Source organism: Priestia sp. LL-8 (genome assembly GCF_036227845.1).
Taxonomy (GTDB): Bacteria; Bacillota; Bacilli; order Bacillales; family Bacillaceae_H; genus Priestia; species Priestia zanthoxyli.
In genome coordinates, this window is the sequence record NZ_JAZAQH010000001.1 from 3,571,118 (window position 1) to 3,596,253 (window position 25,136).

Below are 25,136 nucleotides of genomic sequence, written 5' to 3' on the forward strand. Positions count from 1 at the left end.
ACTTTACAGCAACTAGAACTCAACATTTTTTAGAAAGAGGGATCTTTATTTTATGTCTAAACAAAATAAGTTACTTATATTTGTCTTAACCCTAGGAGCTTTCGGTATTATCAATACCGAAATGGGGGTTATAGGGATACTGCCCTACATTGCTGACCACTTTCATATCAGTGTATCAAAGGCAGGGTGGCTGGTTAGTCTCTTTGCGCTTACTGTGTCAATATCCGGTCCAACGATGCCATTATTATTTTCAGGAGTCAATCGTAAGAAGGCAATGTTACTTGTACTTGGTATTTTCGTTTTAGGTAACATTATTTCTATCTTTACTTCTAACTTTGCTATTGCCATCATTGCACGTGTGATTCCAGCTATCTTTCATCCAATTTATTTTTCAGCAGCTTTTACAATGGCAGCGAACTCCGTTAGCAAAGAAGACGCTCCAAAAGCTGTTTCCAAAGTCTTTATTGGCGTATCTGCAGGCATGGTACTTGGTGTACCAATCGCAAGTTTTCTTGCAAGCACAGTTTCGTTTCAACTATCAATGACGTTTTTTGCTGTTATTAATGCTATTGTATTTATTGCTACGTGGGCATTCTTCCCTTCTATGCCTGTTACAGAAAGACTTTCATACGGAGCACAGCTAAGCGTATTAAAAAAACCTATTACTTGGCTTTCTATTATTGCCGTTCTTTTACTGAATTCAGCAGTATTTGGGGTTTACAGTTATCTTGCTGAGTATCTTAAAAGCGTTACGAACATCTCTGGACAATTAATTAGCTTCATGTTGATTCTATTCGGTGGGGCAAATATTCTCGGAAATATTATCGCAGGGAAGTTACTTACGAAAAATGCCATTAAAACTGTAGTCGTTTTCCCTTTCGCATTGGGAGTCGTTTACACCATTTTATTCTTCATCGGACAGTTTACTTGGCCTATGGCTATCATGACTTTAGTTTGGGGAATATTTGCTGGTATAGGAACGAATATTAATCAATATTGGATTTCCTCAGCAGCTCCAGAAGCTCCTGATTTCGCAAATGGACTATTTTTAGCATCCGTTAACTTAGGAACAACGATTGGTACAGCTGTGGGTGGACTATTTATATCAGGAATGGGTACACAATATGTTGTACTAGTGGGGATCTTGTCATTGGTATTGAGTGTACTATTCATTTTACCAAGAAGCTACATGCAACGTCCTGTAAGGCAACTTTCAAAATAAGACATCAACGCAACTTTCTTTCGGGATCCCTAGTAGGATCCCTTTGTTTTCTTTTATTACATCTATGAAAAGCAGAAATCTGTTCTAATCAATGCTTACAGCATTAATATATAAAAAATGGAGGACTTTAAATGGAAAACCACACTAAAGTGGCACTTGTCACCGGCGGAAATCGGGGTATTGGATATGAACTAGTGAGACAATTGGCGATGAAAGGTTTTAAGGTCATTTTGACGAGCCGAAATTCAGAAACCGGACATAAAGCCGTGCAAAAACTTAAAGACTCTCATCTTGATGTTTCATTTTTGACAATGGATATAAACAATCAAACAAGTATCGGTCAAGCTGCGGCTAAAGTAAGTGAGCAATATGGAAGATTGGATGTGCTAATTAATAACGCGGGCATATATTTAGATAAAAATCAAAAGTTAGTAGATATGGATCCTTCTGTTCTAGAGAAAACGCTAGAAACGAATTTCTTTGGTGCCTACCATGTAATCCGTTCCTTTATGCCCCTTATGGAACAGCAAGCCTACGGAAGAATTATTAATGTTTCCTCCGAATATGGAGCCATGAGTGAAATGTCATCTCCAGGAGTAGGCGCTTATAAGTTATCTAAGCTCATTTTAAATGGCTTAACGCAGTTAATAGCTGCAGAAAGGACCAAAGATATCAAAATTAACGCGGTCGATCCGGGATGGGTAAGCTCAGATATGGGTGGACCATCGGCTCCAAGAACGCCACAGCAAGCTGCTAGTTCTATCCTTTGGTTGACAACGATTGGACCTGAAGGACCTTCCGGAGGCTTTTTTAAAGATGGAAAACAAATCAATTGGTGAACTTTTATAGCGTTAAGGCTATTCCCTATGACATCTTGAATTTATAATAAAAACCCTACTGATTATTAGGAATAATCAGTAGGGTTTTTGCTTCTAGGATATATACAATCTAATTATTTTATGTTGTTATATTCCTCATCCGTTACTGGCTCTAACCATTCCGGCGTACCGGCAGTGATGGCAATGTGTTCAAACCAGCTGTCTTTTGCAGCACCATGCCAATGTTTTACACCATCATGCGTAACAATAACATCTCCAGCTTTTAAGAATTGTGCAGGTTTTCCTTCTTCTTGGTACCAACCTTCGCCCCCTGTTACTAATAGAAGCTGAAATCCATCACGATGAATATGCCAGTTATTGCGGCATCCAGGTTCAAAGGTTACATTTCCAACTCCAACGTTCACTTTAGGATCTGCGATTAAGGTTTGGAGATAACTTTGTCCAACAAAAAATTGTGCATACGCTTCATTCTTTTCACCTACTGGGAAAATAACGCCATTTTTTACTTCTTCATGTTTTGCCATTTTGATTCCTCCAATCATATCATTCATAGTTGTACCTCTTGGTTCATTCATTGCTATTACATGTTTACTTCAACTTCCCACCAAATACCGGGAAGTAGCTGTGCTCACCATAATCCTGAATAGGTTCGACATTTTTCAAAATTTCCATATCTGCATCGCTGATCACAAAATCAAGCTCTGCGTTGTTTTTCATATGATTTGGGTTTGCAGTTTTAGGAATGACTGCAAGACCAAGCTGAATATCATAGCGCAAGCAAAGCTGAGCAACAGACACTCCGTATTTATCAGCTATTACCTTCACTTCTTCATTACCAAGAACTGCACCGTGTGCAATTGGTGAATATGCTTCTACCAAGATGCCATTCTTCTGACAGAACTCAATTAATTCTAAAGGCGTATTGCTCACATGTGCCAATATTTGATTGACCATAGGCTTGATTTCACAGCTTGAAAGAATATTCTCTATATCATCCTGAAGGAAGTTAGAAAGACCGATTGCCTTTACCTTCCCTGCTTTATAAGCATCCTCCATTGCTTTCCATGCCTCTTTGTTTTCTTCAAAGTAGCGATTCTCTTCTCTAAACTCCGTCCAAGGCTGTGGACTGTGGATAATTAGAAGATCAATGTAATCTAGCCCCATCTTTGTTAAAGACTCATCAATGGACTCCGTAACTTCCTTATAAGTCTTTGCTTCTGCAGCAACCTTTGTTGTAATAAAAAGTTCTTCTCTTGCAACACCGCATGAACGGATTCCTTCGCCTATACCAGCTTCATTCATATAAGCTTGTGCCGTATCAATATGACGATACCCGCTAGATACCGCATCACGCACTGCCTGCGCTGCCTGTTCATCATCAAGCAGCCAAGTACCCAGGCCTAATAGCGGAATTTCTACACCGTTTGATAATTTATACGTTTCATTAAACATGTTTTTTATCTCCTTTGAATTGTTTATTTTTTTATACTTTAAAAGTATCTATCTGCTTGTTAAAAATAAATCAATATTGATTGATTAATCAACATCTGTCTATAATTATAAAAACAAATAAGATCCTTTCAATCGTTAATTGAAGGCGATTCGTTGATTACTCAACAAATGAAGAGGTATTGTTGAATATCTTTTAAAAAAAGTGAGGTTTTTAAAATGGCGAAAGTGGATAGAAGAATACTCAAAAGCCAAGAGGCTATAAAAAACGCAGTAACTGAATTAATGACCCAAAAACGTTTTGATGACATTACTATTCAAGATATTGCTGACAAAGCAAACGTTAACCGTGGAACTATTTATCTTCACTATATGGATAAATATGATTTATTAGATAAGATGATTGAAGAGCATATGAACAATCTCGAAGAACTATGCCATTCGGCTGCTGATATGACGTTTCAAGAAGGAAATTATGTTTGGTTTGAATATTTTGAGACCCATCACCTCTTCTTTTCAACCATGTTAGAAAGTAAAGGCGCTCATTATTTCCGCAGCCGTTTTCTCGATTTAGTCATCCAAGAGTATGGTCCTGAAGTTGATACAACTGAAGGAGAAAACAAAGGGTTGCGTAAAGAGGTTGTTATTCAATTCTTTGCCTCAGCCGTTGTAGGGACCGTAGAATGGTGGTTTAAAAACGGGATGCACGTTCCAACCGATGTAATAGCCGAGCAAACTGGCATATTGTTAGATCGGAATTTAGAATAATTTAACCCGTTTTACACGTACACATAAATGAAAATTCCCGCGCAGTGTAAAAATGGTAGAAAACATCCTTATTATAAGATATTTTTAGCAAGCTGAGTTAGAGATGCTATGACTTGCAGTCAGATGAAGAGATCATCTCAACATAAAAGAACAGCACTAAACCTGCTGAGTATCCATAGGTTTAGTGCTGCTCGAACATTTTGTTTTTTAAAAAACAGATATTGATTTTTACAGAAAGATTCATTTCTATCGGGAATAACTCTTTATTTTTTAGTTAATTTATAAACAATGTTTAGCTAGTAAAAATTAATCCAACTTTTTTATAATTTTTGCGGGGTTCCCTCCCACTACTACATTATCTGGAACATCTTTTATCACAACAGATCCGGAAGCGATTACAGCATTATGTCCAATTGTAACGCCTGGATTGATGACAGCCTGTCCTCCAATCCATACATTGTCTCCAATTGTGACAGGCTTGGTATATTCAACTTCTGTAATTCGCTGTTCTGCATCCACAGGATGAGTATTCGTATAAATATGTACGCCTGGAGCCATCATACAGTTCTTCCCTATCGTAATTCGTCCTCCATCTAAAAGTGTGCAGTCAAAGTTCGCATAAAAATTTTCTCCTACATGAATGTTGTATCCATAGTCACATCGAAAGTTGGATTCAAGGTAGATACGTTCTCCAGTTGAACCGAATAGTTTTTTTAGTAACTCTGTACGCTTTTCATAATCCGTCTCATCTGTACCGTTAAAGGAACGAACGAGCCTTCTTGCATCTTCCCGGTCCTTTACTAATTCTTGGTCTGCTGGAAAATACAGCTCGCCATCCACCATTTTTTCTTTTTCAGTTTTCATTTATCTGCTCTCCATTCTTGTTCTTACATTTTTCACTAGATTGAATTCGTTTACATTTTATCATGATAATAGACTTAAAAATAAGATTTTTATAGGTTTGAGTCAACAGTTTGAAGACAAGAAACGTAAGAAATCACGTTACTCTTTTACCACGCGCACAGCTGCTGATTACTTTGAGTATGTTTCCTTAATAATTGAAACAGACACAGCTCCCGTAACAAGTAAAATACCTGAAATTAAAATCATCCCTGTCATAGACGATCCGATTGCTGGGAACAAAGCAAAACTCAAGCAAGAAGCTATAATTTGCGGTAAACAAATACTGCCATTAAATAATCCTAGATATGTTCCCATATTCTTTCCTGACAAGGCATTGGTAAGCATCGTAAACGGAAACGTCATCATAGCAGCCCAAGCGATGCCAATTAAAATAAATGAAGCAATCAGCGTCCATTGATTGTGAATAAAAAAGACAGATCCAAAACCAATACCACCTAACAGTAAACTAAAGGCATATGCTGGCTTACGTTTGTTGTTGGCTACGCGGGATAAAACCAGTGACCAAATGACTGCCGCAATCGATTGTACAGCTGATAAAATGCCAAACCAGTTGCCCGCTGCTTGATAACCTGAGCTAGACGGCTGGGTCGTATACCAAACGTTTTCAGCGACTGCGCCTGTACCGTATGTCCATAAATATTGAAAGCCCATCCAGCAGAAAAATTGAACAAGTGTGACCGTCCAAAAAACCTTTGGAGCGTTGCGAAGCAGTTTAAAAACGTTTACATTTTCTTTTGTAGCTTCATCCGTAATACCATGGTATGCTGCAAATTCTGCAGGCGAATATTCTTTCACTTTAAGTATTGTAAATAAACTACAAATAATTAATACAATGGCTCCAACATAAAATGAAATAACAACTGATTGCGGTACTACTCCTTTTGGTGCACTATTTGACACACCTAATACCGTTAACACAAAAGGGAAAATACAAGCTAGCACAGCACCGCTGTTCGATAGAAAACTTTGAATAGAATAAGCAAAACCTTTTTGCTCTTCATTGACCATGTCTCCAACCATCATCTTAAATGGCTGCATGGCTACATTTGATGATACGTCCATAAACAAAATAGTGATGGCGCCAAAAGTCATAGCAGCCACCGCACTAAAACCAAAACTGCCGGCGTTTGGCAGCAAACACATAACAATTACGGCTACAATTGCGCCAATCAGTAGATAGGGGATACGACGGCCAAGCCTTGGCATCCAGGTACGATCCGAAAAATAACCAACTAAGGGCTGAACCACTAAACCGGCCAACGGCGGTAAAATAAAGAAAAAGCCTAATGTAGTTGGATCAGCACCGATTGTTTGAAATATGCGTCCCATATTTGAACTCTGCAATGAGAATGCCATTTGTACACCCAAAAACCCAAAACTAATTAACCATATGGTACTGATGGGTAGATAAGGTAAGTTTGGCTGAACGCTTTTTTCACTGGTTTCAACGATTTTTTCTCCTAACATAACTGCCTCCTATGATCTAATTAACAGCCGCAAAAGATAAATGGTCTGATTTTAAAGTATTACAACATGTGTTTGTTGTTAACGTTTTCAAAATAACGATAAATATTGTAAATGCTAATGTCTTTGGCTGACTGTTTTCTATTTTGCTAGATTACTTCAGGAATACGGCATAACTAATAGTCCTGTCTAAAAATGCTGTTTGAGTATGTAAGAATTTTCACTATCTGCTCATCCGTAAGCTGCTGACTATCGCTTATACCTTCTTAAAAGTTTCATAAAATCTAATTATTAAAAACATTAGAATACTTTTATTTGAACATTATATACTAAACTAATAATTTAATGCAATCGTTTGCACAAATTTATTTTTAGATATTTAAAGACCATTAAATCTTGTGACACTATGCGTACATGCTCATTATTATCGTTTTAATGTCTCTAAGTGAAAGAAGGCTATATTCTTAAAATCTTATAAAAAACCCAAAGAATATATGTATTCCTTGGGTTTGAGTGTACTTAATTCACTTAATCTCCTTTCTCAGCAATCTATAATAGAACAAAGATTATCTGCGGTATGACTTTAGCTGAAAGTTTTTGTAACGATAAGGATCATAAAGAAGATAACAGCGAAGAAAAATCCTTGAATGACAGGGCTAGTAGTTTTTTTATTTAAGGATTTTCGGGTAAATAGCTTGAAGAACAAAGGAAACAGAACGCCTCCAATAATTGCTGTAATTAGTGCTTTAACTAACATCCAATACTCCTTTCTAAAAACTGTTAATATCCGTATATATCTGGTTCAGTAGAGAAAACAACATCGCCCCATTTCCCAGGCAAGAATGTTGGTAACCAATAGGAATGTTTAAGAATTGATCCCTTTAGCTATAACACTATTTTCTTATGTAAAAGGTTTTACAATTAAAAGCATAATAAACATGATAATCGCAAACAAAGCTCCCTGAAGGACAAAGTTTATTGGCCTATGAGTAGCTTCATTTGCTTTTAGAAAATACTTTGACCATCTTGTATGCATCATTACTTTTGCACATAAGCTAAATAAAACACCCGCAATGATTGAAGCAACTACTGTTTTTAAGATATAAATTCACTCCTTTCTAAAACAATTGAAGGATACCCATAACTTAACATAAAAACCTAAATCATACAAAAAATCATAGAGTTGAAAACGTATGTTAATTGCCCGTAAACCATTCGTTTACAGACGAAACTGTGAATTAGACTACGAAATTTTGTGGAAAACCGTTCATTTTCTTACTACTAACATCTTTATCTATATTACTCATATTTAATAAACCCTCTAAAAGAAAATAATAACCAATGTTAATGTTTTTATGACTACAAGTAAAAAAACAGGCTTTAAGATTTCTTAAAGCCTGTCCACTTACCTTCCTTCCTTAAAATCCCTTTTTATACTCCAAAACGTTTTCATTAAATCCTCATAAAAAAACATCGTTAGAAAACCTAGTATGGTAACCCCGGCTGAAAATTTACCTAAATCTAAAAATAATCCTACGAATACAAGAATGATTCCAACCACAAAACCAGGATCTGAAAAATCCTCACTTTTTTTTCGATCAATTGCTATTTTGCTTTGAAATGATTGATCCTCTTTAATCAATTCATCCAACGTCACATTATAAAGCTCACTTAACTTAATAAGGTTCTCAATATCAGGATACCCTTTATTATTTTCCCACTTATAGACGGCTTGTCTAGATACATTCATTTCCCCAGCTAATTCTTCCCTGGACATCTTTTTCTCTTCTCTTAACTTCTGCAGCTGTTCCCCTAAATTCACTCTCATCACCTCTAAGGCTTAGCTTACAATAAATATGTAAAAAATTCCATAAACGCTTAGTAACAAGCTGTAAACCATTGGTTAACACAGCAGACATAAGGCATAATCACTAGAAATGTACAAATTTAACAAATAAAAAAAGCTAGCATAAAGCTAACTTTTTTAAGTTAGAGATAAAGGCAGGCTAATAATTAGCAGCCGCCAAATCCTCCCCAACAAGCACAGCCGATAATGATTAATAAGATAAACAGCACGATAATTAAAGCAAAACCACTGCCGCCGCCGTAACCGCAGCCGCCGCCATAACCATAGCCACAACCTCCGCCATAACCGCCAAAGAACATAAACTTCACCTCCTTCTCGTTCATACATTTAGCATATGATGAAAAATGAAATTTGCTCCACGAAGTGGATAGACTACGTTTTATATCACTATAAATAAAAAAATAATAACCTTTTAGTTTATTTTACATACAATGAAGCATCCTCAGATCCCACCCATATATGAGTTTTACTCTCTCTGCAATAGATTGTTTGAATTCCGCCCAATCAGTTCTATTGCGTATAAGAGTCCCCCCCACAACCTAGAATAAAAAAGTCTTTCTCACATTAGAGAAAGACTTTTTTATTGTTATTAATAGCCAAATCCGCGGCCATAACAGCTGCATCCAATAATGACAAGAAGAATAAACAGGACAACTAATAAAGCAAAACCAGAACCAGCTCCACCATAACTAGACATACAAACACCTCTTTTCGTGGTATTTAACTAAAGGAAAAAACTTTAAATATACATGGGTTAAGGTATTATATGTAGACATAGCTCATATCGATTGGATTTTGGTCAAAAATAGGCTACTTTGTTTAACGATAGCTAAATAACATCCTAAATTTCACATAGTAAAAACCCTTCATTGTTAAAATGAAGGAGCTTTTTTGGCTATCAGCACCAAGGACGAGGTCTAGGAGGACAGCTTGGAGCACAAAAATGTTGGTGCGTTTCCTGGCATACAACGGATTCTGTATGCGAGAATGAGTGCATATATTTATAATTTTTTTGATAAATATTTGTGGTATGACTCGGATGCACCACTGGTACAAACACATTTTGACCAGTATGAGACTAAGAAATAAAAGGTTTTTTAATGCCTATTATTCCTCAAGATTAACATCCATCGCTGCGTTATCAATATTATTTAAAATGGTTTTGTTTTTATCGTCTAATTCATTACGTAAAAGTGAATTACGCGTCGCTTCGTATAAATCATAGCTTCTTTCATCAACTGGAGAATTATGATCTTCACATATCATCTTTTCTGATTCTTTAGATTGACCTGCCATATCAGTCACCTCCTCTGTATAGTATGTGAGTTGATTAAAAAAACATAAGAACTTTATCTGGCTACTGTTGAGTAAGGTTTAATCAACGGTTAGCTGTTTCTGTATATTGTGTTTACATATGACCTCATGTTAGGTGGATAAAACAGTTTCTTGAGCGTGCTTTTGGATGATTTCTGGAACTTCCAGCAGTGAATGAACGGTTATCAATTTACCTTTTGGCGCAATATCAATTTTAACTTGGTTATAGCTCCACTCCAGTTCAGAAGGCACGTGAATCGCATGTATTCCAACTTCTACTGCCGGTCTTATATCGGTTTTTAATGAATTGCCAATCATCCAAGTCTTTTTTGGATCGTACTTAATTTGGTTTAGTATCTCTTTTAATGCAGGTGTATCTTTTTGTTCAGAAATGAACACCCTTTTTTCAAAGTATTTAGCTAGCTCTAGCTGAACAATTTTTCTACCTTGGTTTTCCTCGTCTCCACCTGTGTGTAAGTAGAGATTATGTCCTTGTTCTTTAAGTTTATCTAATACTTCATACATATTTGGCAAAGGCTCTATCGGTACTTCAAATACACTTTGACCAATTTTTTTGACTCTTTCGACTCTATCTTCATGGATATCTTGATGATTTTGTTCACTAAAAAATAAATAAGTAGCTACTAATGATTCTGGAAATCGGGAAGAGTGAAGGCCATACTTTTCGATACTTTTTAAATCTATCTCTAACTGCTTTTGTTTTATTTCTTCCTTAGTCAGATTCTCAAACCATTCCTGCAATTGAGCCACAAAAGCATTTATGGTGTCTCTAAAATATTTATTACAGTGAACAAGCGTATCGTCTAAATTAAAAAGTAAGGTTTGCTTCTGCATTTCGTTAAATCCTTTCTACAATGGATGTACAGACAGTATATATAAAAAAACACTAACCACTTTTATTACCTATCCACACCTAAAACCAAGATGAAATCTCCAATACGTTAGGAATAAGCAGTTGATTTACTATACTGAAATGAGAATATTTAGTGGAAAGATCCTTCTAGCATAGAAAATAGAAGGATCTTTTTATAAGATAAAACGCTGCAGGATATTCCTGCTAATAAATATACCGTTCAAAATGTTCTCTATTCAAATTTGTTTTGAACGTAGAGGTACTCAGTCCTGAACGAGTTATTAGCGGTTGGCTGCCTTCGCCTTCTTTAGGTATATTCATTTCAAGACCTTGTATAGTGAAAGGATCATACATATACGTTGTTCGTTCAGTTTCTGTATGCGACATTAACTTCACCTCTATTAATAGTCCTCGTTTTTTCAAACCATTTTAACTCGTTCACAGCAGGTTCTCTAATGAAAATATCTACGTTTCGTAGGTCTTTTCGCTAAAAAAGATCCGCCGTTTTCTACTTTTTTTATTAAGTTGTAATTTCTTGTGGCTCTTCACCTTCAAGGTCAGTAAAGAAATTTTCTAAGGTTTCCCTCGGATCGAGAGCACGCCCATCTTCTTCGACAATACGGTTAAGCGTAGGATCATTATTGCTATCTTTATTTTTATAGTTGTTATAATCCACTCTTTCTGCAATTCCTGAATTATCAACGCCTTTAAAGTCTTTCTTTGGCATAAAAACACCTCCTAGCCCTATTGTTTGAAAATTTGAAGATAAAATAAGTGGAAGGTTAAGTTATATTTTTATTTCCCGAGAATTAAATAGATACTTATTGCTAAAAGACATGTACAACATGCTTAATTGTCTTACGAAATGGGGAAACTAAAACGTCAAAACTGAATTTACAGAGGAAGAATAACTAAACACAATTCTTAAAATAGCTATAAAAAGCAATCATTTTTATTAATCCAAAGACTAACTCTTTAAAGAGTTAGTACTTTGTCATTCAACTAGTATACTCATGAACATGAAAAAAAGAATGACAAATGAACTGTCATTCTTTCTCCTACACATGGCAAGAGTATAGTTTTCTTCACAAGGAAATGAAACATGTAATTCCACTTTTCGCAGCGTAACTTGTTTCTACTCTTTAGTATCATTAAATGATAAAGAAATGATAAAGGTCTAAACATCCACAAATTACCATGTATATACTTCTTGGCCTCTAGGAAACTTAAGGAAAACAAGGAGGTGACACAACATGGCAAACAACAAAAGCAGCAACAACAACGAATTATTAGTATACGGTGCTGAACAAGCAATCGATCAAATGAAATATGAAATCGCTAGCGAATTTGGTGTAAACCTTGGTGCTGATACAACTGCACGTGCAAATGGATCAGTAGGCGGCGAAATCACAAAGCGTCTTGTACAATTAGGTGAGCAACAACTTGGCGGCGGACGTTTCTAAGACAACTTTATAATCGATGGCTGAAGGAAGAATGGATCTCCATTCTTCCTTTTTGTACGAATAAAAAAAGAAGGAGAGATTATATGCAGCAAAATCAATCGGCTAACGAAAATGCTGGTTTTACTGAAAGATCAGCAGCTTCTGCAACAAATGCACAACAAGTAAAACAAGAAATCCAAAGAGACGTAAATGAAGGACAAGGTGCAATGACTTCTCGAGAAGCAGGCGCAATGCGCGATTAAAAAAACGCTTTAAGCAGTTTTTAATCACAGACTCTTTGTATAAGAACCTATAAAAGTACCTCAATTAACCGAGGTACTTTTAGCAGTCTACTCTATTTCGACGGGAGAGATACTGTAACTTCGGGTGTGTTTCATCAGGTCCATACTGGTGAAACACAAAAGCAAACGGCCTAATCCCCAATATATAAAAGGCGAGCCTGCCTTGTCCACCTGAAAAATAATTAGTTTGTATTTTGTCCCTCGCCATTCAGCCCTTCTTTTATGTACCCGTTAACCTGACTATTTGAAAGCAACCCAATATGTCCAATGCCATAAAGTTGAATATATTTCTATATCTTTAACAAACGAATCAAGACGCCATGAAGCATCTAACCACCTCTTTATTAACATAATACCAATTGTTAGAAACAGCATGTAAAAAAGCTCTCTATCGAAAAATAAAGAGCTTTTTCTTATCAACGAATTTTCTATTTTGACAAAGATTAAGTGTATATCAATGGATTGCATAAAATAAGTAAACAAGACCATATTAAATATGAATGATAGGTATAAAAAGTATATTTCCTTCCAAACCATAGGAGATCGTATATGAATAATTATAAAAATGACAATACTGCAAGACGCTATATTGCTCATGTTAGTATATTTGGAACGACTCAAATTCATTTAAGAAACCCCTATATTGTTGCTTGGTGGTCAGCAGCTTTTCCTGGGTTTGGACACTTGCTACTGTCTAAATACCTTCGCGGCTTTGTGTTATTTATATGGGAGGTCGTCATAAACCTTAAATCTCATGTAAATTTAGCAATGATTTATTCTTTTCAAGGAAACATTGATATGGCCAAAGAGGTGCTTAATACAAGATGGCTTCTTATTTATATTCCCGTTTATATTTTTGCTATATGGGATAGTTACCGAACAACCGTTGATTTAAATAAAATATACGTGTTAGCTGAAAGAGAAAATCATCGGTTCAACTCCTTTAGTATAGGAGCCATGGAAATAAACTATTTAGATAAACGGAATCCCATCTTGTCCGTTGCCTGGTCCTTTTTGATGCCAGGTCTAGGACAACTTTATATTCATCGGATCATTGGTGCTTTCTTTGTTATCATTTGGGCAGTCATTTTCTTTTATTATTCCCATCTACTTGAAGGGATTTCTCTGCTATTTTTAGGAGAAATAAAACAGGCTACTTCCGCTTTAAATAAAGAATGGCTGTTATTTTTCCCTTCCCTATATGGTTTTGCTACTTTTGATTCCTACATGAATACTGTTGAGAACAATAAACTTGTGGAAAGAGAGCAAAAAAACTTCTTCGAGAAAACGTATCAACATCCAAGCTTTTGTATTGTGAAAGGAAAAAAGGTGGAGTGAAAACATGCAGATCTTTTCTACATTTGAATACTCCAGTTACATAGAGTTAGCTGTTTCGGAGCTAGAGAAAAAAGGGATAAAGAAAGGGGATATATTTATTGTTCCTCTTAATAATCGAACAGAAAATCGCCGAATTTTTGATAGCCTTCATCGAGCAGATGGAGTTTCTCTTATTGATTTAGGAATGGCTTTAGCCACAGCCTTTTCCGTCATTGGTGCAAGCATTGGCTTTAAACTAAGCTGGGGCCCTATTTATTGGGGAATTATTAGTGCTTTTATCGGATTTAGCTTAGGATTGGGAATTAAACTATTTATATTTAAAGTAATCAGGAAAAATCAACGACTTCTGCGTGGCAAACATTCAGAAGTCATACTCATTGTGGATTGTCGTACGGTGGATGCCGAAATGGTTGAACAAACTTTGTGGAAAAACCTTGCCTTAGGTGTTTCAAAAGTTAGATCTGATGGCTTATAAAAATAAGTCATCACCGTACAATATAATAGCGAGATGCAGGATGAATGAATTACTATTCAGGATTAGAGATAACTTCCTTAACGCATTGAGGGAGTTTTTCTGTTTTTAAGCTTTATACTCTTTAATTAGCATAATGTCATTTATTAGAACCAAAAAAGCTGTATGAAGAATCTTGTTCAGGTAGTCTTCTGTTTAAAATTTTATTGATTGCGACTCTCTAACTTCTGCATATTTTCCCATATCATTTGAATTTATTAAATGTCATTACAATTTCCTTTTATTTCTTAATAAAATAACAATCGATATCAAAGAAACAGTATTAATTAATTCTAAAAGAGGACTTATTCTGTCTAAAAATAAACTAATCATGTTCTATAACATTTAATTTTCACAACCTTCTAATTAAAATCAAAAGATTAAAAACAAATTATAAAACTACTTTTAGGCAACTTATTGAAATATTTCAAGAAAAAACACTGTTAATCGGGAAGTTCTAAAAAATCATCTAAGTGTGTTTCAAGCTCAACTTTTATATCGCTAAGTGACTCATCAACTAGTTCTCCTATTACTTTGCTTCCAAAGATTTTTTTCGAGAGGGGTATACCTAAAAACGTACGGCTACATTTCCAAACTGCTACGTTATAAAAATCAAGCATATCTCCTTCCATATCATCATTGATAAATATAATGACTACAGATTCATACCCTTCATCAAAATGATCACCGTTCGTAACCTCAAACTTCACAAAAAGATCTAAGTTTTGTTTCTGAAATAAAGGCGTATATATTTGTTCGAGTTCCATCGTGACATCTCTTAATTCTTGTTCGATTTTATTGATTCTGTTTCTTAGCTGAAACGTAAATTCTCTCTCACCGTATTTCATTTATAATCACCATTTTCCAAAATTAAGGTTGAGTAACAATTCTACGCATAAAAACAAAATTTCTGTATTCTATACTTCATACATCCTTAGTTAGCATACTCACCGCTATTGGTACTAATAAAAAAAGACATTGAGACATAGCTAAGTCAATCGAATCTACAGACGAACAAATGGAATAAATGAAACCTACGTTCACCCTATCAATAAAAAATCAGAACAATTAATCCATACTATTGATTGTTCTGATTTTCCTTCAACTAAAATACTTTTGTCCCAGTCTCTTTTCAAGAGTTACATATATTAAATGTTATTCTACCATCCTCTTTGATTTCTTAATGTGGTAATATGAGCAATATGATGCTTTCCATGCCAAGCGTAAGTGGCTATTAATTGCTCAATCGTCACTTCCCCATTTTCAGGATGGTGGATCATTTTCTTCAAATCTTTTTCATCAAGTGAGTTTAAAACTTTATGAAGACGCTTATGTAAAGCTGAAAAAAGTTGAAGAGAAACTTCTATCGGTAAATCATTATCAGGCAGAGTTGACCAAGCTACTTCATCATAGGCCTTAATAGTAGGTGCTTGCTCTGTTAAGCCTAATTTAAAACGAGTATAAGCATTCATATGTGAGTCAGCCAAATGATGGACAACTTGACTTAATTTCCAACCGCCTTCTCGATAAGGCGTAGCTAACTGCTCGTTTGTCAGCCCTTCTACAGCATAAGCTAATTGCTTTGGTGCATCTCCAATGTCATGAATCCAACCTTGAATATCTTCTTTTTGAATATTTTTCTTCACGGTAAATTTTCCAATGGGATATTGATTAAACATACTTCTTCCTCCCTTTCTAGTTTTGTTAATATCTAGTATAGCACTCTACTTGAAAATAAACTTGAATATTCAGAATAAACAACAGACGGATAAAGTGTTAAAAATAAAGAAAAAAAGACCTTCAGCTATTGGAAGATCCTTTTTGGATGGTTGCTTTAAGCGCTTGTAATCTTGACTGAGAATCATTGGTTTGGCTAATCACTTTTTCCACGATGTACTGGTATCCGTATAAAACAACGGCTAAAACCGTAGTCATCCCCCAGTACATGCTTGGCGACATCTTTTTCATTTTAAAGATGCCCACTTTTTTCAAGGCACCGCCAAAAGGGAAAATATTAAACCAGTCTAACACCGTATTGGCAAGTATGTATTTTAGAAAAGAGCCGTACGTTAGCTTAAATATCCAAAGCGTTCCTATTAAGTGAGGACCTAAAATATAAGTAAAATCTATAGGTGCTTTAGGAAATAAAGGATTGTTATTTCTAAACCATTTTTTCTGATTGGCAATGACGGTAAACACAATGATGAATAAGTTAGCGAAAGTAGCTACAGGTAAAAAACGGACAAATGATTTTGTTCCTATAAAAGGCGCGGTTAACCATGGAAAGATTAGCACGCTTAAAGAAATGATCAATTTTCTTTTATACTTACGCATGAATTGTCTCCTCAAACTGTATTTTCGTAAATATTATTACCTAAAATTGAAAGTTTATGTAATATGCCACAATGATTCCAGGCAAAGATAACTCAGCTAACGATGACATACGTATATTTCTAGGTGGTTCTACTTTTGCACTTTATAATGGTGAATCATGATAAAGAAAAAAAGCAAAGAGAATGTTCTCTTTGCTTTTTTTGCCTTTATGCTAATTTATATATCCTGAGTTTTCATTAAAAACCCTGCGGATATAATACAGGCAGCAGATAAAAGCAACCCTGTTAATCCCTGTTTTAAAATAAACCCAAAGATTATAATAGAAAATGATCCTAAAAAGAACATCAACTTGACTAAAACATTTCTTTTGCTCATTTATCCAATCATCTCGATTCTATATACAAATAAATAATACATATAGTTACTCCCTCTGTTCTCTTTGTCCAGCACTCCAAGCTAACGCTAATATAGAAACCGTTACCACTACTGCAGTCACCCTAACTATATCCACCTCTTCTTCCTTATAATTACATTTTAACATAGTTTTAGAGCACTGTTTAAACGGAGGTTATACGAAACTAACTAGTATAAAACGGATTACCAGCACAAAAAGAGCACCCAATTACTATAAGTGCTCCTTTTTTAGGTATTAGTACGACTAGACCCCTGTCCTACTGCTTTACTTGGTAATAACCTCTGCAAAAAAACGAGTTCTTCGGTTTAATAGCAATTAAAAATGAGTTATAGATATCTGAGCCAGAAATGAATGTATTTATCCAACACACAAATAATAGAAATGATTTGATATTTCCTGATACATAGAACGATATAATAGCAGGAACTACCGATAATACAACAAAAGGCAAGCTCATAAAAAGCCAATATCTCGTTTTGGATAGAACGGCATTTGTGCTTAGCCAGAAAAATATTCCGCTAAAAGTTAAGCTCATATCACCTTTTTTACGAATGACTAACACGTGTAGACATTCGTGAGCAACAAAGACAGCGATGCCTGTCATGATGAGATAAAATAGATTGATACGAGTAAAGCCTGCTCCAAAGAAATAAGGTATTGATAGAATAATAATCTGAAGCAAATATACAAACTTCATATAGTGTTTTCGATACCACGTATTCTGGATAAAAGGTGTCCATTCAGAAAAGTCCATGCTTATTTGTGGCAAGTGACGAAACCAAATGATAATAGGCGTTCCCTCTCCTTCATGTAAACTTCCGCTAATTTCATTAACATAAAATCTCCTACTCTATATTAAGCTTTATTATTGAAATACTGAGTAAGTAAATGAACTGCGCCGTCTTGTTTTTTCTCTACTGCAACCTCTAAAGGTGTTTTCCCATCATCTTTTTGTATCTCGATATCTGCACCTTTTTCGATGAGAAGTTTAATCATATTTTCATCTCCTAGCAATGAAGCCTCGTGAAGGCTAGTCCATCCACCGCTTTGTTTTGCATTTACATCTGCGCCTTTTGTAAGCAACAAGTCTACAGCTTGAATTTGCTTATTTGCTACTGCTGCATGAAGAGGCATGTTTTCATTCGAATTTTTAGCTTGAATATGAATATCCGCCCCTAATGAGAGCAATAACTCAGCGCTATCCATTTGTCCAAAATAACAAGCTAAATGTAAAGGCGTCCATCCATCTGAATTAAAAGCGTTAAGTAAAGATGGCTCTTTATTTAATAAAGCTTTTATCTCTTCACTTTCTCCATTCACTGCAGCATTTGTTATTTGATCAATATATTCCACTTTACATCCCCCTAATATATAGAAATACCTTGATTATATTTCCATTTTATCATAGCTTAGTGGATGAACACGATATACAAACTCAGTTATATAAGTAAGAAGGACGATAAGGAATACGATGATAAAATTAATAATCATGGTTCCTTTAGGTAAGAATGGAGAGTTGATATGAAAACAACTAATAGCGAAGAGCTAGACGTCCAATGATATGGAGTAAAGGTTCTTTATAAGCACTTAATAGTGGGTAAACCTAATCCAGAAAAGATCGACGAAAATTATGAAGAACATCAGATATTTGAAGAAAGTATTTTATTAATTAACGCTCCATCATTTGATCAAGCCTATGAAATTGCAGAAAAAAAAGCAAAAGAATGTGAAGACAGCTATACCAACGTTTATGATCAGACTGTAAAGTTCCAATTTATTGAGAGTTTAGATGCCTTCCTCTTATTTGAAGAAGATGAGTTCCCAAGTGGTACGGAGGTATATTCACGTTTTTTACATATACCTAAAGAAGAAAGTTTAGCTAATGTCTTATCTAGGTACTATCCAGAAGTTACGGAAGATGAAACAGAGCGGATACACAAAAACTTCATTTTAAGGAATAGAGATTTTAATTAAAAATTCATATTAAATATAAAGACAAGATGTATACGATATACGAACTTGATCAACATAATGTACTAACTTAAAACATAAGGAAGAGACGCCACTTGCTTTAAATGGCGTCTCTTCTTTTAAAATATTTGAGTAAAAGCTACAATTAAAATCGTAATCCCGCTTATCAACGTTCCGCATTGACCTAATGTAAAGCTGCCGATTTGTACATTTGCTGCTTTTTGCCCCACCATTACTCCTAGCCATACCGTTATAAAACTGCCAAATGCTGATGTAAGGGATATGGCTAAAGGTGACAATCCAAGTAAACCCGCTCCTAGACCGTTTGTAAGTGCATTGGCGGAAAGTGCAACACCTAGAACGCTGCTTTCAATCCATCCAATATAGCGTACGTTTCCTTGACCCTTACTATCTAATTCATCACTTTCGTTATTTCTTTGAGATCCTACTAACAAAATAATTCTAATTCCAATTAGCGTTAATAATACGACGGCTACAATAACATGGAACACTCCTGGTAAGATTGTTGAAATCCACCTGCCAAACATAATCCCCACCATGCTAAAGAGGAAACAAATAGCTGCTATTAGTAAATTAGAAAGCCATCTTATCCTGATTTTTCGTACTCCATAAGATATTCCTACACCAAAGTTATCTATACTTGATGATAGGGCAAAACCTAAAATGAATAACCATTCCATTTTGTATTCTCCTTTTGATGATAATATTGAGGAAATTTGCTTACTTGTTGCATATATTGTTGATAAACCTTCAAGAAAATGATTACTGCGCGTTGAAAAATATGAAGAGGTGACTCGCGATGTCTAAGATTCAAAATGACCAAAGCCTTGGTTTGTTGTTACGGTCTTTATTAAAGGAAAATGCTTTATCCATGCGGAAGCTCAGCTCACTTACGGGGATCGATACGGCAACTATTTCACGGATCATAAACGGAAAGCAGCAAGCAAATCTACATCATTTAAAGCAATTTGCGCACTATTTAAACACTCCTCTTGAAGCATTAATTGACCCTGCTGGAGCTGCTTCAAACACTACAGAAAATGAAGTAGAAACAGGCATTCATTACTCCATTGATAAAATTCAAGAAATACTTAAATCTTTTAATATAGTGGATACAAACTTTACGATTGAACGTGTAAAACAAGAACTAACAAAATATGAGCAATATGCACAGACCGACGAAGGACACAGCATGATTCTAGATAACTTTCAATCCAAAATAGAGCAAGTAGGCAGCGTTGGTACTTTCATTGATCAACTAAAGCAAATGTATCTTGAATATTGTAACGAAGAAACCTCAGCTGCCAAGCGCTCTACATTGGGAAGTGCGCTATTGTATTTTATTTTGCCTACCGATATTATCCCAGACTACGTCTTTCCAATCGGCTATCTAGACGATGCAATAGCTGTACAACTAGTGATGAATCAACTTACGGAATAAAGACTGAGTTTTATTAAGGGAACTGAACGCGGCATGCCGCTATTTATTGTGAAAACGGAACTTTTTCTGGACGATGAGCAGGTAAATACTCTATTGCTTTCTTTAATTTAGATAATTCCTTTGGCACAATCTTTTTGATGATTTTTTCTTTTTTACATGGCTCGCATGACTCATGGTTACATCTATGCGCACACATACCTAAAGGAATTTTCTCTCCTACAAATGGATCTATATAGACTCCATTTTCAAATAGCTTACTCTTAATAAGGTTTTCGTTTTGCAATCTGCAGCAATTAACACAATAGTACATTTGTTTTCCACTCTCTTTCTTATACTTGATTTTGAAACATCTTATGAGAACCCATCAACAGAAGTGCTTGTTCCTACAATAAAAATTGAAAAAATCTCAACAGGCGTTGATAAATACTCAACACACGGCACTTACAAACATATAGTTCAATAATGACATCATAGAGAGTGTCATACATTGAGGAGGGACAGCGGTGAAAACAAGAGGTATTATTAACGCTGTAATCGGTATTTGGTTTGTTATTGCCCCTTGGATGCTTGGGTTTTCATACGATACAGGGGCTACTTCAGCAAGTATTGTATTTGGAAGCCTTCAAGTGATTATGTCTTTTTGGGGAGTTACTAAACCCGGATGGCATTCATGGCAAAATTGGATTTCGCTCATTACCGGATTATGGTTTATTCTTTTTCCCTTTATTTATTCATTAACAGACGGGGTGCTTTGGTCTAGCGTCGTACTTGGGTTAATGACCGTATTACTTAGTTTATGGAGCTTGAACTCTAAAGCAAGATTAAAATTAAAAGCTGTAAGTTAAAAAGCGAATAACATTCCACTTTTTACTTAAACTACTCAAGATACCGCAACGTATCGACTATGTGAGAAATAATTCTCCTAGCAGAAAAGCTCCCTACGGAAATAGGGAGTTTTTTCTGCTGTTTATGTAATAAAGCGTACACAGGTTTAGTCAACGTAACGTACTTTACAGAAAGCTATAAAAGAGAAAAGGCAGATCAAATTTGCGATCTACCTTTTCTCTCCATTACGGAGTCATCATTACTTTTTTAACACGGGTATCCATATTTCACTTTTAAAGGTTGGCGACGTTACATTTTTATGTTCATTCCATAAGATTTCCGGTCCTTCTACTTGTTCATAATTTGAGGATGGAAACCATTCTGAATAAATTCGTCCCCATACATCTTGTAATGTGTCAGGAAATGGTCCGACTGCTTCGAATACAGCCCATGTTCCAGCTGGCACTTCAAGTTGTACCAAATGATCGGGACAATCCTTAGTTGTGGCTACACCGATATAATGGTCCAGCTGCCCTTTTTCCTCCATTCTCCCTTCAGAAAAGTTCACAGATGCACTAAGCAAACCTAATGGTGTAACATTAGAAAGTTCTTTTAATTTACGTATTGTTTCATCGTTCAAGCTTTCCCACATAGCAGCAATCTTTGGGTTAACTCCATGAAAAATTATCGGAACTCTTTCTTTAATACCAACGATATGAAAGGCCTCTTTTTCCTCAATCCGGTAATTCATTTCATTTCCTCCTTTAATTGATAACTGAAAGGTCATTTTTGGAAACGCTTTAAGTGAACTCCCATTTTTTTTAGCTTCCGAAGGAGTTATACCGTGTAGATTTTGAAAAGCCCTTGTAAACGAATCCGGTGAGCTGTAATTGTACTTGATCGCAACATCAATGACTTTGATGTTACTATCTTTAAGTTCAAATGCTGCAAGTGTAAGTCGTCTTCGGCGAATATATTCTGATAAAGTAATACCTGCAAGAAAAGAAAACATTCTTTTAAAGTGATACTCAGAGCAAAGAGCCAGCCTTGCTACTTCTCTAAAATCGATATCATTGGTTAAATTCTCCTCAATATAGTGTAAAGCTCTATTCATATTTCTAAGCAAATCCATTTGTATGACCTCCCTTATTATCAGAATAGCAGGATTTGAATAAGGCTATCCGACATTTCGTGCACAGTTATGCAGGCTTTTTCCTTCTATTCATAAGTTCCTACAAACTTAAACAAGCTATTCAAGGTGCAATTTCATCTAGCATAATAATTTTAGAAAACAACAAATAAAGAGCCTTAAATTATAAGCCTCTTTATTTGTTCTCTATTTACGTGTGTTTTCAGTAGTAAATCCCAACTAAAATATCAATTACACTGCATCTGTCATTATATATAAATTGGATGGGATAATTTTGTTTTCTAAAATTAAGTATGGATGGCACTTCATTAAAGCAAGTTTAAGAACTTCTGGTACTCTCTCTTCATCATAAGCGCATACTAAATGTAATCCGCCTTTATTTACTAATTTATCTGCTTCATTTTCAAACTCTTCTAAAATAGGTACAATTCCTTCTTGCTGTCCCCATTCTACATGAGCCCATATTTGAAAAGATCTATTGTTTTTATAGAAGGGATCTAAGTGTCGAGAGAGATGTTCAAAGATGATAGCAGGCTGAAAACTCCCACTTGAACAGTAATAATCAAAATTATTAATAGTATGTATATATGTTAATTGATCTTCAGTTAGAATTTCCTCTAACTTTTCAAAAATTAATGGAATTAATCTTTCACTTTCTATAACTAACGTATGCCTCTCCTGTTCAATTCCCGACACAATATAAGAGACAAGATTATCTAAGTAACTTCTCATGTCGTCAATATTATAGTAAATATGAACGCTTTCATTATTCTGTATTAATTGAGCAAACTGATTTTTCAAGTATGTACGCTCCCTTATATAAAATCAACCTAAATTTCAAGAATCTTAAACTAGTAAATTATCTATTCATTAGAACAATTCTACGCTTTGCATTCTTGTCTGTCAAAGCTAGATGTTTTTCCCTTTGTTTTAGGGTGTACGGCTACTTTTAGAACAGTGTATCCATATCGATTGCAAAGGGTATAACATTTGCGGCAATTATTCTGGCGCCTTGACTAAAGAATACTATACCCCTTTTCAAATACGATTAAACCCTAACAAGAAATAATGACAGAATTAAGTTTACTTATTCTTTCAAATAAATCTTCGCGTAGCATGGATAGAAGCATCACCCATCTATTTTTTAGTTTGTATAGCTTTAAAAATAGCTATCATAACACGCGTTACAAGTAGAAAAAAGATCTTAAACTTCTGGGGAAGTTCAGGATCTTCAAATAAAAAGCTGTTATTTTTTTAATGTTATAGGTACACAAATATCACAATAATCAATCTCATTATTGTCACCATAATATCGTTCAAAGATTGGCCTCGGATCAACTTCATAACCCGCTTCTAACAAGCCAGAAAAAATGGTAGCCCACGCTTTTTGAATTTCTTCTGCAGTATGCTTAACTTTGTATATTGCATACTTTCCCCCTACTAATTGATCTTCACTAAAATCATCGTCAACGTAATATTCACTAGAAATGACGACACCAGCATCATAGCGACAATTCTCAGGAGCTGTTTCTTCAGGATTGTCCCGTGCGATGCTCAGAATTATTGAATCTTTAGTAAACAATCCCTTCTTTTTAACCAAACGTTTTAACTTCTCCATCACTTTAACATTATGAGGACCATATGGCCCAACTTGTCTCACATATGCAATTCGGTAATTTGGTAAAGTATCAATCTTCATATTCATCTCACTCTGCCCCTTTTTCATCAATATTTACTACAATGAAAAAGTTATCACTATTTAAAAAGATAATCACTTAATTTTTTAAAAATTTACCATTTACTTATGAAAAACTAGAGCGAAACGCATAAAAACAGAATTATTAATGCGAGAACGATAGAAAAAGAAGAAATTTGAAGATAAATTAGTGTATTTCTTATATCGCCTATTTGTCATAACCACCGTCATAAAGCAGCAAAAGCCTTTAAAACAAATAGTTTTAAAGGTCTTTTATATTTTCCTAATATACTATAAAAACGCTCTTCTAAAAAAACATAAATTTTAAAATTCTTTGCGTATCTCCTTATCTGACTGTGGTACACCTTTCTTTACATAGTTTAAAGTAACTGTACCATGCTTTAGTTCAGCTTCTTTTTTTAAGAAAGATACCATTTCACTGAAAGTCTCTGCATCTTCTTTTTTCGGTTTTCGAGCAATGGAGATAGTAATTGAAGGCGAAGCATTATAATCCTTATAACTAGTGGCAGTATCAGGATTAATGTTATACGTCTTTCCTACTTTTGCATCGTAAAATACAACCAGCTCATCTAACGGGTTAAACTTCTGTGTAACGTAAGGGCGAACTTTTTTCTCTAATTGGCTTTCCCACTTAGAAGAAACATAGCTATCTTCCATTTCATTTACTTCATCGTTGTAGTAAACAAGAAAATTTGTCTGATCTTTTTCATTAGTTACCTTTGCTGCATATTCAAAAGGAAAATTCCCCATATTGTCGTATAAGGTATCATAGATAACAGTTGAATCTGTAAAATGTGTCTTCAAATACTTTTTAGCTTCTACTTTTACTTTTTCCTCTTTATCTTCGTCTGGCTTTAACGACTGATTAAATATAAAAATGGCCCCTACAACAACAATTATTACTATGCTAATAATCAACACTAGCCCCTTTGCTACCCTCTTCATCAT

General features: G+C 35.1%; 32 protein-coding genes and 2 pseudogenes. 10 read left to right on the forward strand and 24 right to left on the reverse strand.

All coding sequences use genetic code 11. The annotated features are described in order from the left end of the window. The first annotated feature begins 52 nt into the window (after nt 1-52). Nucleotides 53-1,222 carry an MFS transporter gene (locus U9R83_RS18650; protein ID WP_014458812.1) on the forward strand — a complete coding sequence of 390 codons (1,170 nt, stop codon included), beginning with the start codon at nt 53-55 and terminating at the stop codon, nt 1,220-1,222. A 131-nt stretch (nt 1,223-1,353) separates the two neighbouring features. Then, nucleotides 1,354-2,061, forward strand: a complete 708-nt coding sequence (locus U9R83_RS18655) for an SDR family oxidoreductase (RefSeq protein WP_116740277.1) — start codon at nt 1,354-1,356, stop codon at nt 2,059-2,061. A gap of 113 nt (nt 2,062-2,174) precedes the next feature. Here U9R83_RS18655 and U9R83_RS18660 read toward each other — a convergent pair whose 3' ends face one another. Together U9R83_RS18660 and U9R83_RS18665 are read right to left on the reverse strand one after the other, a co-directional pair. Next, nucleotides 2,175-2,585, reverse strand: coding sequence for a cupin domain-containing protein (locus U9R83_RS18660; protein ID WP_042992438.1), 411 nt, complete (start codon nt 2,583-2,585; stop codon nt 2,175-2,177). A 64-nt stretch (nt 2,586-2,649) separates the two neighbouring features. Next, complete coding sequence (locus tag U9R83_RS18665) at nt 2,650-3,513, reverse strand: aldo/keto reductase (protein WP_115654651.1); 864 nt, start codon at nt 3,511-3,513, stop codon at nt 2,650-2,652. 216 nt (nt 3,514-3,729) lie between these two features. On the opposite strand from U9R83_RS18665, the gene U9R83_RS18670 reads away from it, so the two are divergent. Beyond that, the gene (locus U9R83_RS18670; RefSeq protein WP_014458808.1) at nt 3,730-4,278 is read left to right on the forward strand and encodes a TetR/AcrR family transcriptional regulator; all 549 of its coding nucleotides are present in this window, start codon (nt 3,730-3,732) and stop codon (nt 4,276-4,278) included. A 306-nt stretch (nt 4,279-4,584) separates the two neighbouring features. Here the strand turns inward: U9R83_RS18670 and U9R83_RS18675 are convergent, their stop codons facing one another. The 10 genes from U9R83_RS18675 to U9R83_RS18720 form a co-directional block, all read right to left on the reverse strand. Continuing rightward, nucleotides 4,585-5,142 carry a sugar O-acetyltransferase gene (locus U9R83_RS18675; protein WP_243549786.1) on the reverse strand — a complete coding sequence of 186 codons (558 nt, stop codon included), beginning with the start codon at nt 5,140-5,142 and terminating at the stop codon, nt 4,585-4,587. 168 nt (nt 5,143-5,310) lie between these two features. Beyond that, nucleotides 5,311-6,669, reverse strand: coding sequence for an SLC45 family MFS transporter (locus U9R83_RS18680; RefSeq protein WP_014458806.1), 1,359 nt, complete (start codon nt 6,667-6,669; stop codon nt 5,311-5,313). Nucleotides 6,670-8,071: 1,402 nt separating this feature from the next. Further along, complete coding sequence (locus tag U9R83_RS18685) at nt 8,072-8,488, reverse strand: helix-turn-helix domain-containing protein (RefSeq protein WP_243549788.1); 417 nt, start codon at nt 8,486-8,488, stop codon at nt 8,072-8,074. A gap of 191 nt (nt 8,489-8,679) precedes the next feature. Next, nucleotides 8,680-8,832 carry a YjcZ family sporulation protein gene (locus U9R83_RS18690; protein WP_013058439.1) on the reverse strand — a complete coding sequence of 51 codons (153 nt, stop codon included), beginning with the start codon at nt 8,830-8,832 and terminating at the stop codon, nt 8,680-8,682. A gap of 290 nt (nt 8,833-9,122) precedes the next feature. After that, complete coding sequence (locus U9R83_RS18695) at nt 9,123-9,230, reverse strand: YjcZ family sporulation protein (protein WP_016766356.1); 108 nt, start codon at nt 9,228-9,230, stop codon at nt 9,123-9,125. A gap of 201 nt (nt 9,231-9,431) precedes the next feature. After that, a complete protein-coding gene (locus U9R83_RS18700) occupies nt 9,432-9,593 on the reverse strand; it encodes a CotD family spore coat protein (protein WP_328575377.1) in 162 nt (53 codons plus the stop codon). Nucleotides 9,594-9,640: 47 nt separating this feature from the next. Next, the gene (locus U9R83_RS18705) at nt 9,641-9,829 is read right to left on the reverse strand and encodes a hypothetical protein (RefSeq protein WP_014458803.1); all 189 of its coding nucleotides are present in this window, start codon (nt 9,827-9,829) and stop codon (nt 9,641-9,643) included. 129 nt (nt 9,830-9,958) lie between these two features. After that, a complete protein-coding gene (locus U9R83_RS18710; RefSeq protein ID WP_115654655.1) occupies nt 9,959-10,702 on the reverse strand; it encodes an HAD family hydrolase in 744 nt (247 codons plus the stop codon). 223 nt (nt 10,703-10,925) lie between these two features. Beyond that, on the reverse strand, nt 10,926-11,108 hold the full coding sequence (locus tag U9R83_RS18715; RefSeq protein ID WP_014458801.1) for a hypothetical protein: 183 nt from the start codon (nt 11,106-11,108) through the stop codon (nt 10,926-10,928). A gap of 133 nt (nt 11,109-11,241) precedes the next feature. Then, entirely contained in the window at nt 11,242-11,448 is a 207-nt protein-coding gene (locus U9R83_RS18720; protein ID WP_013058443.1) for a hypothetical protein, read from the reverse strand. Nucleotides 11,449-11,974: 526 nt separating this feature from the next. On the opposite strand from U9R83_RS18720, the gene U9R83_RS18725 reads away from it, so the two are divergent. Then, a complete protein-coding gene (locus U9R83_RS18725) occupies nt 11,975-12,184 on the forward strand; it encodes an alpha/beta-type small acid-soluble spore protein (protein WP_116739177.1) in 210 nt (69 codons plus the stop codon). An 83-nt stretch (nt 12,185-12,267) separates the two neighbouring features. Beyond that, nucleotides 12,268-12,426 (forward strand): hypothetical protein, encoded by a 159-nt coding sequence (locus U9R83_RS18730; protein ID WP_181170488.1) that lies wholly within the window; start codon nt 12,268-12,270, stop codon nt 12,424-12,426. A gap of 221 nt (nt 12,427-12,647) precedes the next feature. On the opposite strand, the pseudogene U9R83_RS18735 reads toward U9R83_RS18730, so the two are convergent. Next, nucleotides 12,648-12,749, reverse strand: a pseudogene (locus U9R83_RS18735) (esterase); the annotation flags it as partial. A gap of 265 nt (nt 12,750-13,014) precedes the next feature. On the opposite strand from U9R83_RS18735, the gene U9R83_RS18740 reads away from it, so the two are divergent. Together U9R83_RS18740 and U9R83_RS18745 are read left to right on the forward strand one after the other, a co-directional pair. Continuing rightward, the gene (locus tag U9R83_RS18740) at nt 13,015-13,803 is read left to right on the forward strand and encodes a hypothetical protein (protein ID WP_115654657.1); all 789 of its coding nucleotides are present in this window, start codon (nt 13,015-13,017) and stop codon (nt 13,801-13,803) included. Between the two features lie 4 nt (nt 13,804-13,807). Beyond that, on the forward strand, nt 13,808-14,278 hold the full coding sequence (locus tag U9R83_RS18745; RefSeq protein ID WP_116739179.1) for a hypothetical protein: 471 nt from the start codon (nt 13,808-13,810) through the stop codon (nt 14,276-14,278). A 479-nt stretch (nt 14,279-14,757) separates the two neighbouring features. Here U9R83_RS18745 and U9R83_RS18750 read toward each other — a convergent pair whose 3' ends face one another. The 5 genes from U9R83_RS18750 to U9R83_RS18770 all read right to left on the reverse strand — a co-directional run bounded on the left by U9R83_RS18750 (nt 14,758) and on the right by U9R83_RS18770 (nt 18,416). Then, entirely contained in the window at nt 14,758-15,162 is a 405-nt protein-coding gene (locus tag U9R83_RS18750; protein WP_116739181.1) for a hypothetical protein, read from the reverse strand. Nucleotides 15,163-15,474: 312 nt separating this feature from the next. Then, the gene (locus tag U9R83_RS18755) at nt 15,475-15,993 is read right to left on the reverse strand and encodes a YfiT family bacillithiol transferase (RefSeq protein WP_098999659.1); all 519 of its coding nucleotides are present in this window, start codon (nt 15,991-15,993) and stop codon (nt 15,475-15,477) included. Nucleotides 15,994-16,114: 121 nt separating this feature from the next. After that, a complete protein-coding gene (locus U9R83_RS18760) occupies nt 16,115-16,648 on the reverse strand; it encodes a hypothetical protein (RefSeq protein WP_243549790.1) in 534 nt (177 codons plus the stop codon). A gap of 671 nt (nt 16,649-17,319) precedes the next feature. Next, a complete protein-coding gene (locus tag U9R83_RS18765; protein ID WP_226701604.1) occupies nt 17,320-17,817 on the reverse strand; it encodes a DUF3267 domain-containing protein in 498 nt (165 codons plus the stop codon). Between the two features lie 101 nt (nt 17,818-17,918). Further along, the gene (locus U9R83_RS18770) at nt 17,919-18,416 is read right to left on the reverse strand and encodes an ankyrin repeat domain-containing protein (RefSeq protein ID WP_014458790.1); all 498 of its coding nucleotides are present in this window, start codon (nt 18,414-18,416) and stop codon (nt 17,919-17,921) included. 219 nt (nt 18,417-18,635) lie between these two features. Between U9R83_RS18770 and U9R83_RS18775 the strand changes: the two are divergent. Continuing rightward, nucleotides 18,636-19,037, forward strand: a pseudogene (locus U9R83_RS18775) (DUF4288 domain-containing protein); the annotation flags it as partial. A gap of 116 nt (nt 19,038-19,153) precedes the next feature. On the opposite strand, the gene U9R83_RS18780 reads toward U9R83_RS18775, so the two are convergent. Beyond that, entirely contained in the window at nt 19,154-19,735 is a 582-nt protein-coding gene (locus U9R83_RS18780) for a manganese efflux pump (protein ID WP_243549795.1), read from the reverse strand. A 119-nt stretch (nt 19,736-19,854) separates the two neighbouring features. Between U9R83_RS18780 and U9R83_RS18785 the strand changes: the two genes are divergently transcribed. Then, nucleotides 19,855-20,496: a DUF1232 domain-containing protein gene (locus U9R83_RS18785; protein WP_116739195.1), complete on the forward strand. Its 642-nt coding sequence runs from the start codon at nt 19,855-19,857 to the stop codon at nt 20,494-20,496. A gap of 43 nt (nt 20,497-20,539) precedes the next feature. Here U9R83_RS18785 and U9R83_RS18790 read toward each other — a convergent pair whose 3' ends face one another. Then, on the reverse strand, nt 20,540-20,806 hold the full coding sequence (locus U9R83_RS18790) for a DUF3973 domain-containing protein (protein WP_116739197.1): 267 nt from the start codon (nt 20,804-20,806) through the stop codon (nt 20,540-20,542). A gap of 193 nt (nt 20,807-20,999) precedes the next feature. Here U9R83_RS18790 and U9R83_RS18795 point away from each other — a divergent pair, with 193 nt between their 5' ends. Beyond that, a complete protein-coding gene (locus U9R83_RS18795) occupies nt 21,000-21,341 on the forward strand; it encodes an SPW repeat protein (RefSeq protein WP_116739199.1) in 342 nt (113 codons plus the stop codon). Nucleotides 21,342-21,580: 239 nt separating this feature from the next. On the opposite strand, the gene U9R83_RS18800 is transcribed toward U9R83_RS18795, so the two are convergent. The 4 genes from U9R83_RS18800 to U9R83_RS18815 all read right to left on the reverse strand — a co-directional run bounded on the left by U9R83_RS18800 (nt 21,581) and on the right by U9R83_RS18815 (nt 25,136). Continuing rightward, nucleotides 21,581-22,453 (reverse strand): AraC family transcriptional regulator, encoded by an 873-nt coding sequence (locus tag U9R83_RS18800; protein ID WP_013058462.1) that lies wholly within the window; start codon nt 22,451-22,453, stop codon nt 21,581-21,583. Between the two features lie 249 nt (nt 22,454-22,702). Further along, nucleotides 22,703-23,272 carry an MEDS domain-containing protein gene (locus U9R83_RS18805; protein WP_064472004.1) on the reverse strand — a complete coding sequence of 190 codons (570 nt, stop codon included), beginning with the start codon at nt 23,270-23,272 and terminating at the stop codon, nt 22,703-22,705. 445 nt (nt 23,273-23,717) lie between these two features. Beyond that, nucleotides 23,718-24,176, reverse strand: a complete 459-nt coding sequence (locus tag U9R83_RS18810) for an AraC family transcriptional regulator (protein ID WP_208732999.1) — start codon at nt 24,174-24,176, stop codon at nt 23,718-23,720. 315 nt (nt 24,177-24,491) lie between these two features. After that, entirely contained in the window at nt 24,492-25,136 is a 645-nt protein-coding gene (locus U9R83_RS18815; RefSeq protein WP_226555017.1) for a hypothetical protein, read from the reverse strand.

Bases quoted from the DNA above. Each gene is read 5' to 3' on its own strand.
- U9R83_RS18790 (WP_116739197.1), bottom strand. From the start codon at position 20,806: ATGTACTATTGTGTTAATTGCTGCAGATTGCAAAACGAAAACCTTATT.
- U9R83_RS18690 (WP_013058439.1), bottom strand. From the start codon at position 8,832: ATGTTCTTTGGCGGTTATGGCGGAGGTTGTGGCTATGGTTATGGCGGC.
- U9R83_RS18740 (WP_115654657.1), top strand. From the start codon at position 13,015: ATGAATAATTATAAAAATGACAATACTGCAAGACGCTATATTGCTCAT.
- U9R83_RS18730 (WP_181170488.1), top strand. From the start codon at position 12,268: ATGCAGCAAAATCAATCGGCTAACGAAAATGCTGGTTTTACTGAAAGA.
- U9R83_RS18785 (WP_116739195.1), top strand. From the start codon at position 19,855: ATGTCTAAGATTCAAAATGACCAAAGCCTTGGTTTGTTGTTACGGTCT.
- U9R83_RS18665 (WP_115654651.1), bottom strand. From the start codon at position 3,513: ATGTTTAATGAAACGTATAAATTATCAAACGGTGTAGAAATTCCGCTA.
- U9R83_RS18765 (WP_226701604.1), bottom strand. From the start codon at position 17,817: ATGGACTTTTCTGAATGGACACCTTTTATCCAGAATACGTGGTATCGA.
- U9R83_RS18670 (WP_014458808.1), top strand. From the start codon at position 3,730: ATGGCGAAAGTGGATAGAAGAATACTCAAAAGCCAAGAGGCTATAAAA.
- U9R83_RS18800 (WP_013058462.1), bottom strand. From the start codon at position 22,453: ATGGATTTGCTTAGAAATATGAATAGAGCTTTACACTATATTGAGGAG.
- U9R83_RS18745 (WP_116739179.1), top strand. From the start codon at position 13,808: ATGCAGATCTTTTCTACATTTGAATACTCCAGTTACATAGAGTTAGCT.
- U9R83_RS18750 (WP_116739181.1), bottom strand. From the start codon at position 15,162: ATGAAATACGGTGAGAGAGAATTTACGTTTCAGCTAAGAAACAGAATC.
- U9R83_RS18760 (WP_243549790.1), bottom strand. From the start codon at position 16,648: ATGCGTAAGTATAAAAGAAAATTGATCATTTCTTTAAGCGTGCTAATC.
- U9R83_RS18650 (WP_014458812.1), top strand. From the start codon at position 53: ATGTCTAAACAAAATAAGTTACTTATATTTGTCTTAACCCTAGGAGCT.
- U9R83_RS18675 (WP_243549786.1), bottom strand. From the start codon at position 5,142: ATGAAAACTGAAAAAGAAAAAATGGTGGATGGCGAGCTGTATTTTCCA.
- U9R83_RS18660 (WP_042992438.1), bottom strand. From the start codon at position 2,585: ATGGCAAAACATGAAGAAGTAAAAAATGGCGTTATTTTCCCAGTAGGT.
- U9R83_RS18810 (WP_208732999.1), bottom strand. From the start codon at position 24,176: ATGAATATGAAGATTGATACTTTACCAAATTACCGAATTGCATATGTG.
- U9R83_RS18655 (WP_116740277.1), top strand. From the start codon at position 1,354: ATGGAAAACCACACTAAAGTGGCACTTGTCACCGGCGGAAATCGGGGT.
- U9R83_RS18720 (WP_013058443.1), bottom strand. From the start codon at position 11,448: ATGCCAAAGAAAGACTTTAAAGGCGTTGATAATTCAGGAATTGCAGAA.
- U9R83_RS18680 (WP_014458806.1), bottom strand. From the start codon at position 6,669: ATGTTAGGAGAAAAAATCGTTGAAACCAGTGAAAAAAGCGTTCAGCCA.
- U9R83_RS18695 (WP_016766356.1), bottom strand. From the start codon at position 9,230: ATGTCTAGTTATGGTGGAGCTGGTTCTGGTTTTGCTTTATTAGTTGTC.
- U9R83_RS18715 (WP_014458801.1), bottom strand. From the start codon at position 11,108: ATGTCGCATACAGAAACTGAACGAACAACGTATATGTATGATCCTTTC.
- U9R83_RS18725 (WP_116739177.1), top strand. From the start codon at position 11,975: ATGGCAAACAACAAAAGCAGCAACAACAACGAATTATTAGTATACGGT.
- U9R83_RS18755 (WP_098999659.1), bottom strand. From the start codon at position 15,993: ATGTTTAATCAATATCCCATTGGAAAATTTACCGTGAAGAAAAATATT.
- U9R83_RS18705 (WP_014458803.1), bottom strand. From the start codon at position 9,829: ATGGCAGGTCAATCTAAAGAATCAGAAAAGATGATATGTGAAGATCAT.
- U9R83_RS18710 (WP_115654655.1), bottom strand. From the start codon at position 10,702: ATGCAGAAGCAAACCTTACTTTTTAATTTAGACGATACGCTTGTTCAC.
- U9R83_RS18780 (WP_243549795.1), bottom strand. From the start codon at position 19,735: ATGGAATGGTTATTCATTTTAGGTTTTGCCCTATCATCAAGTATAGAT.
- U9R83_RS18815 (WP_226555017.1), bottom strand. From the start codon at position 25,136: ATGATGAAGAGGGTAGCAAAGGGGCTAGTGTTGATTATTAGCATAGTA.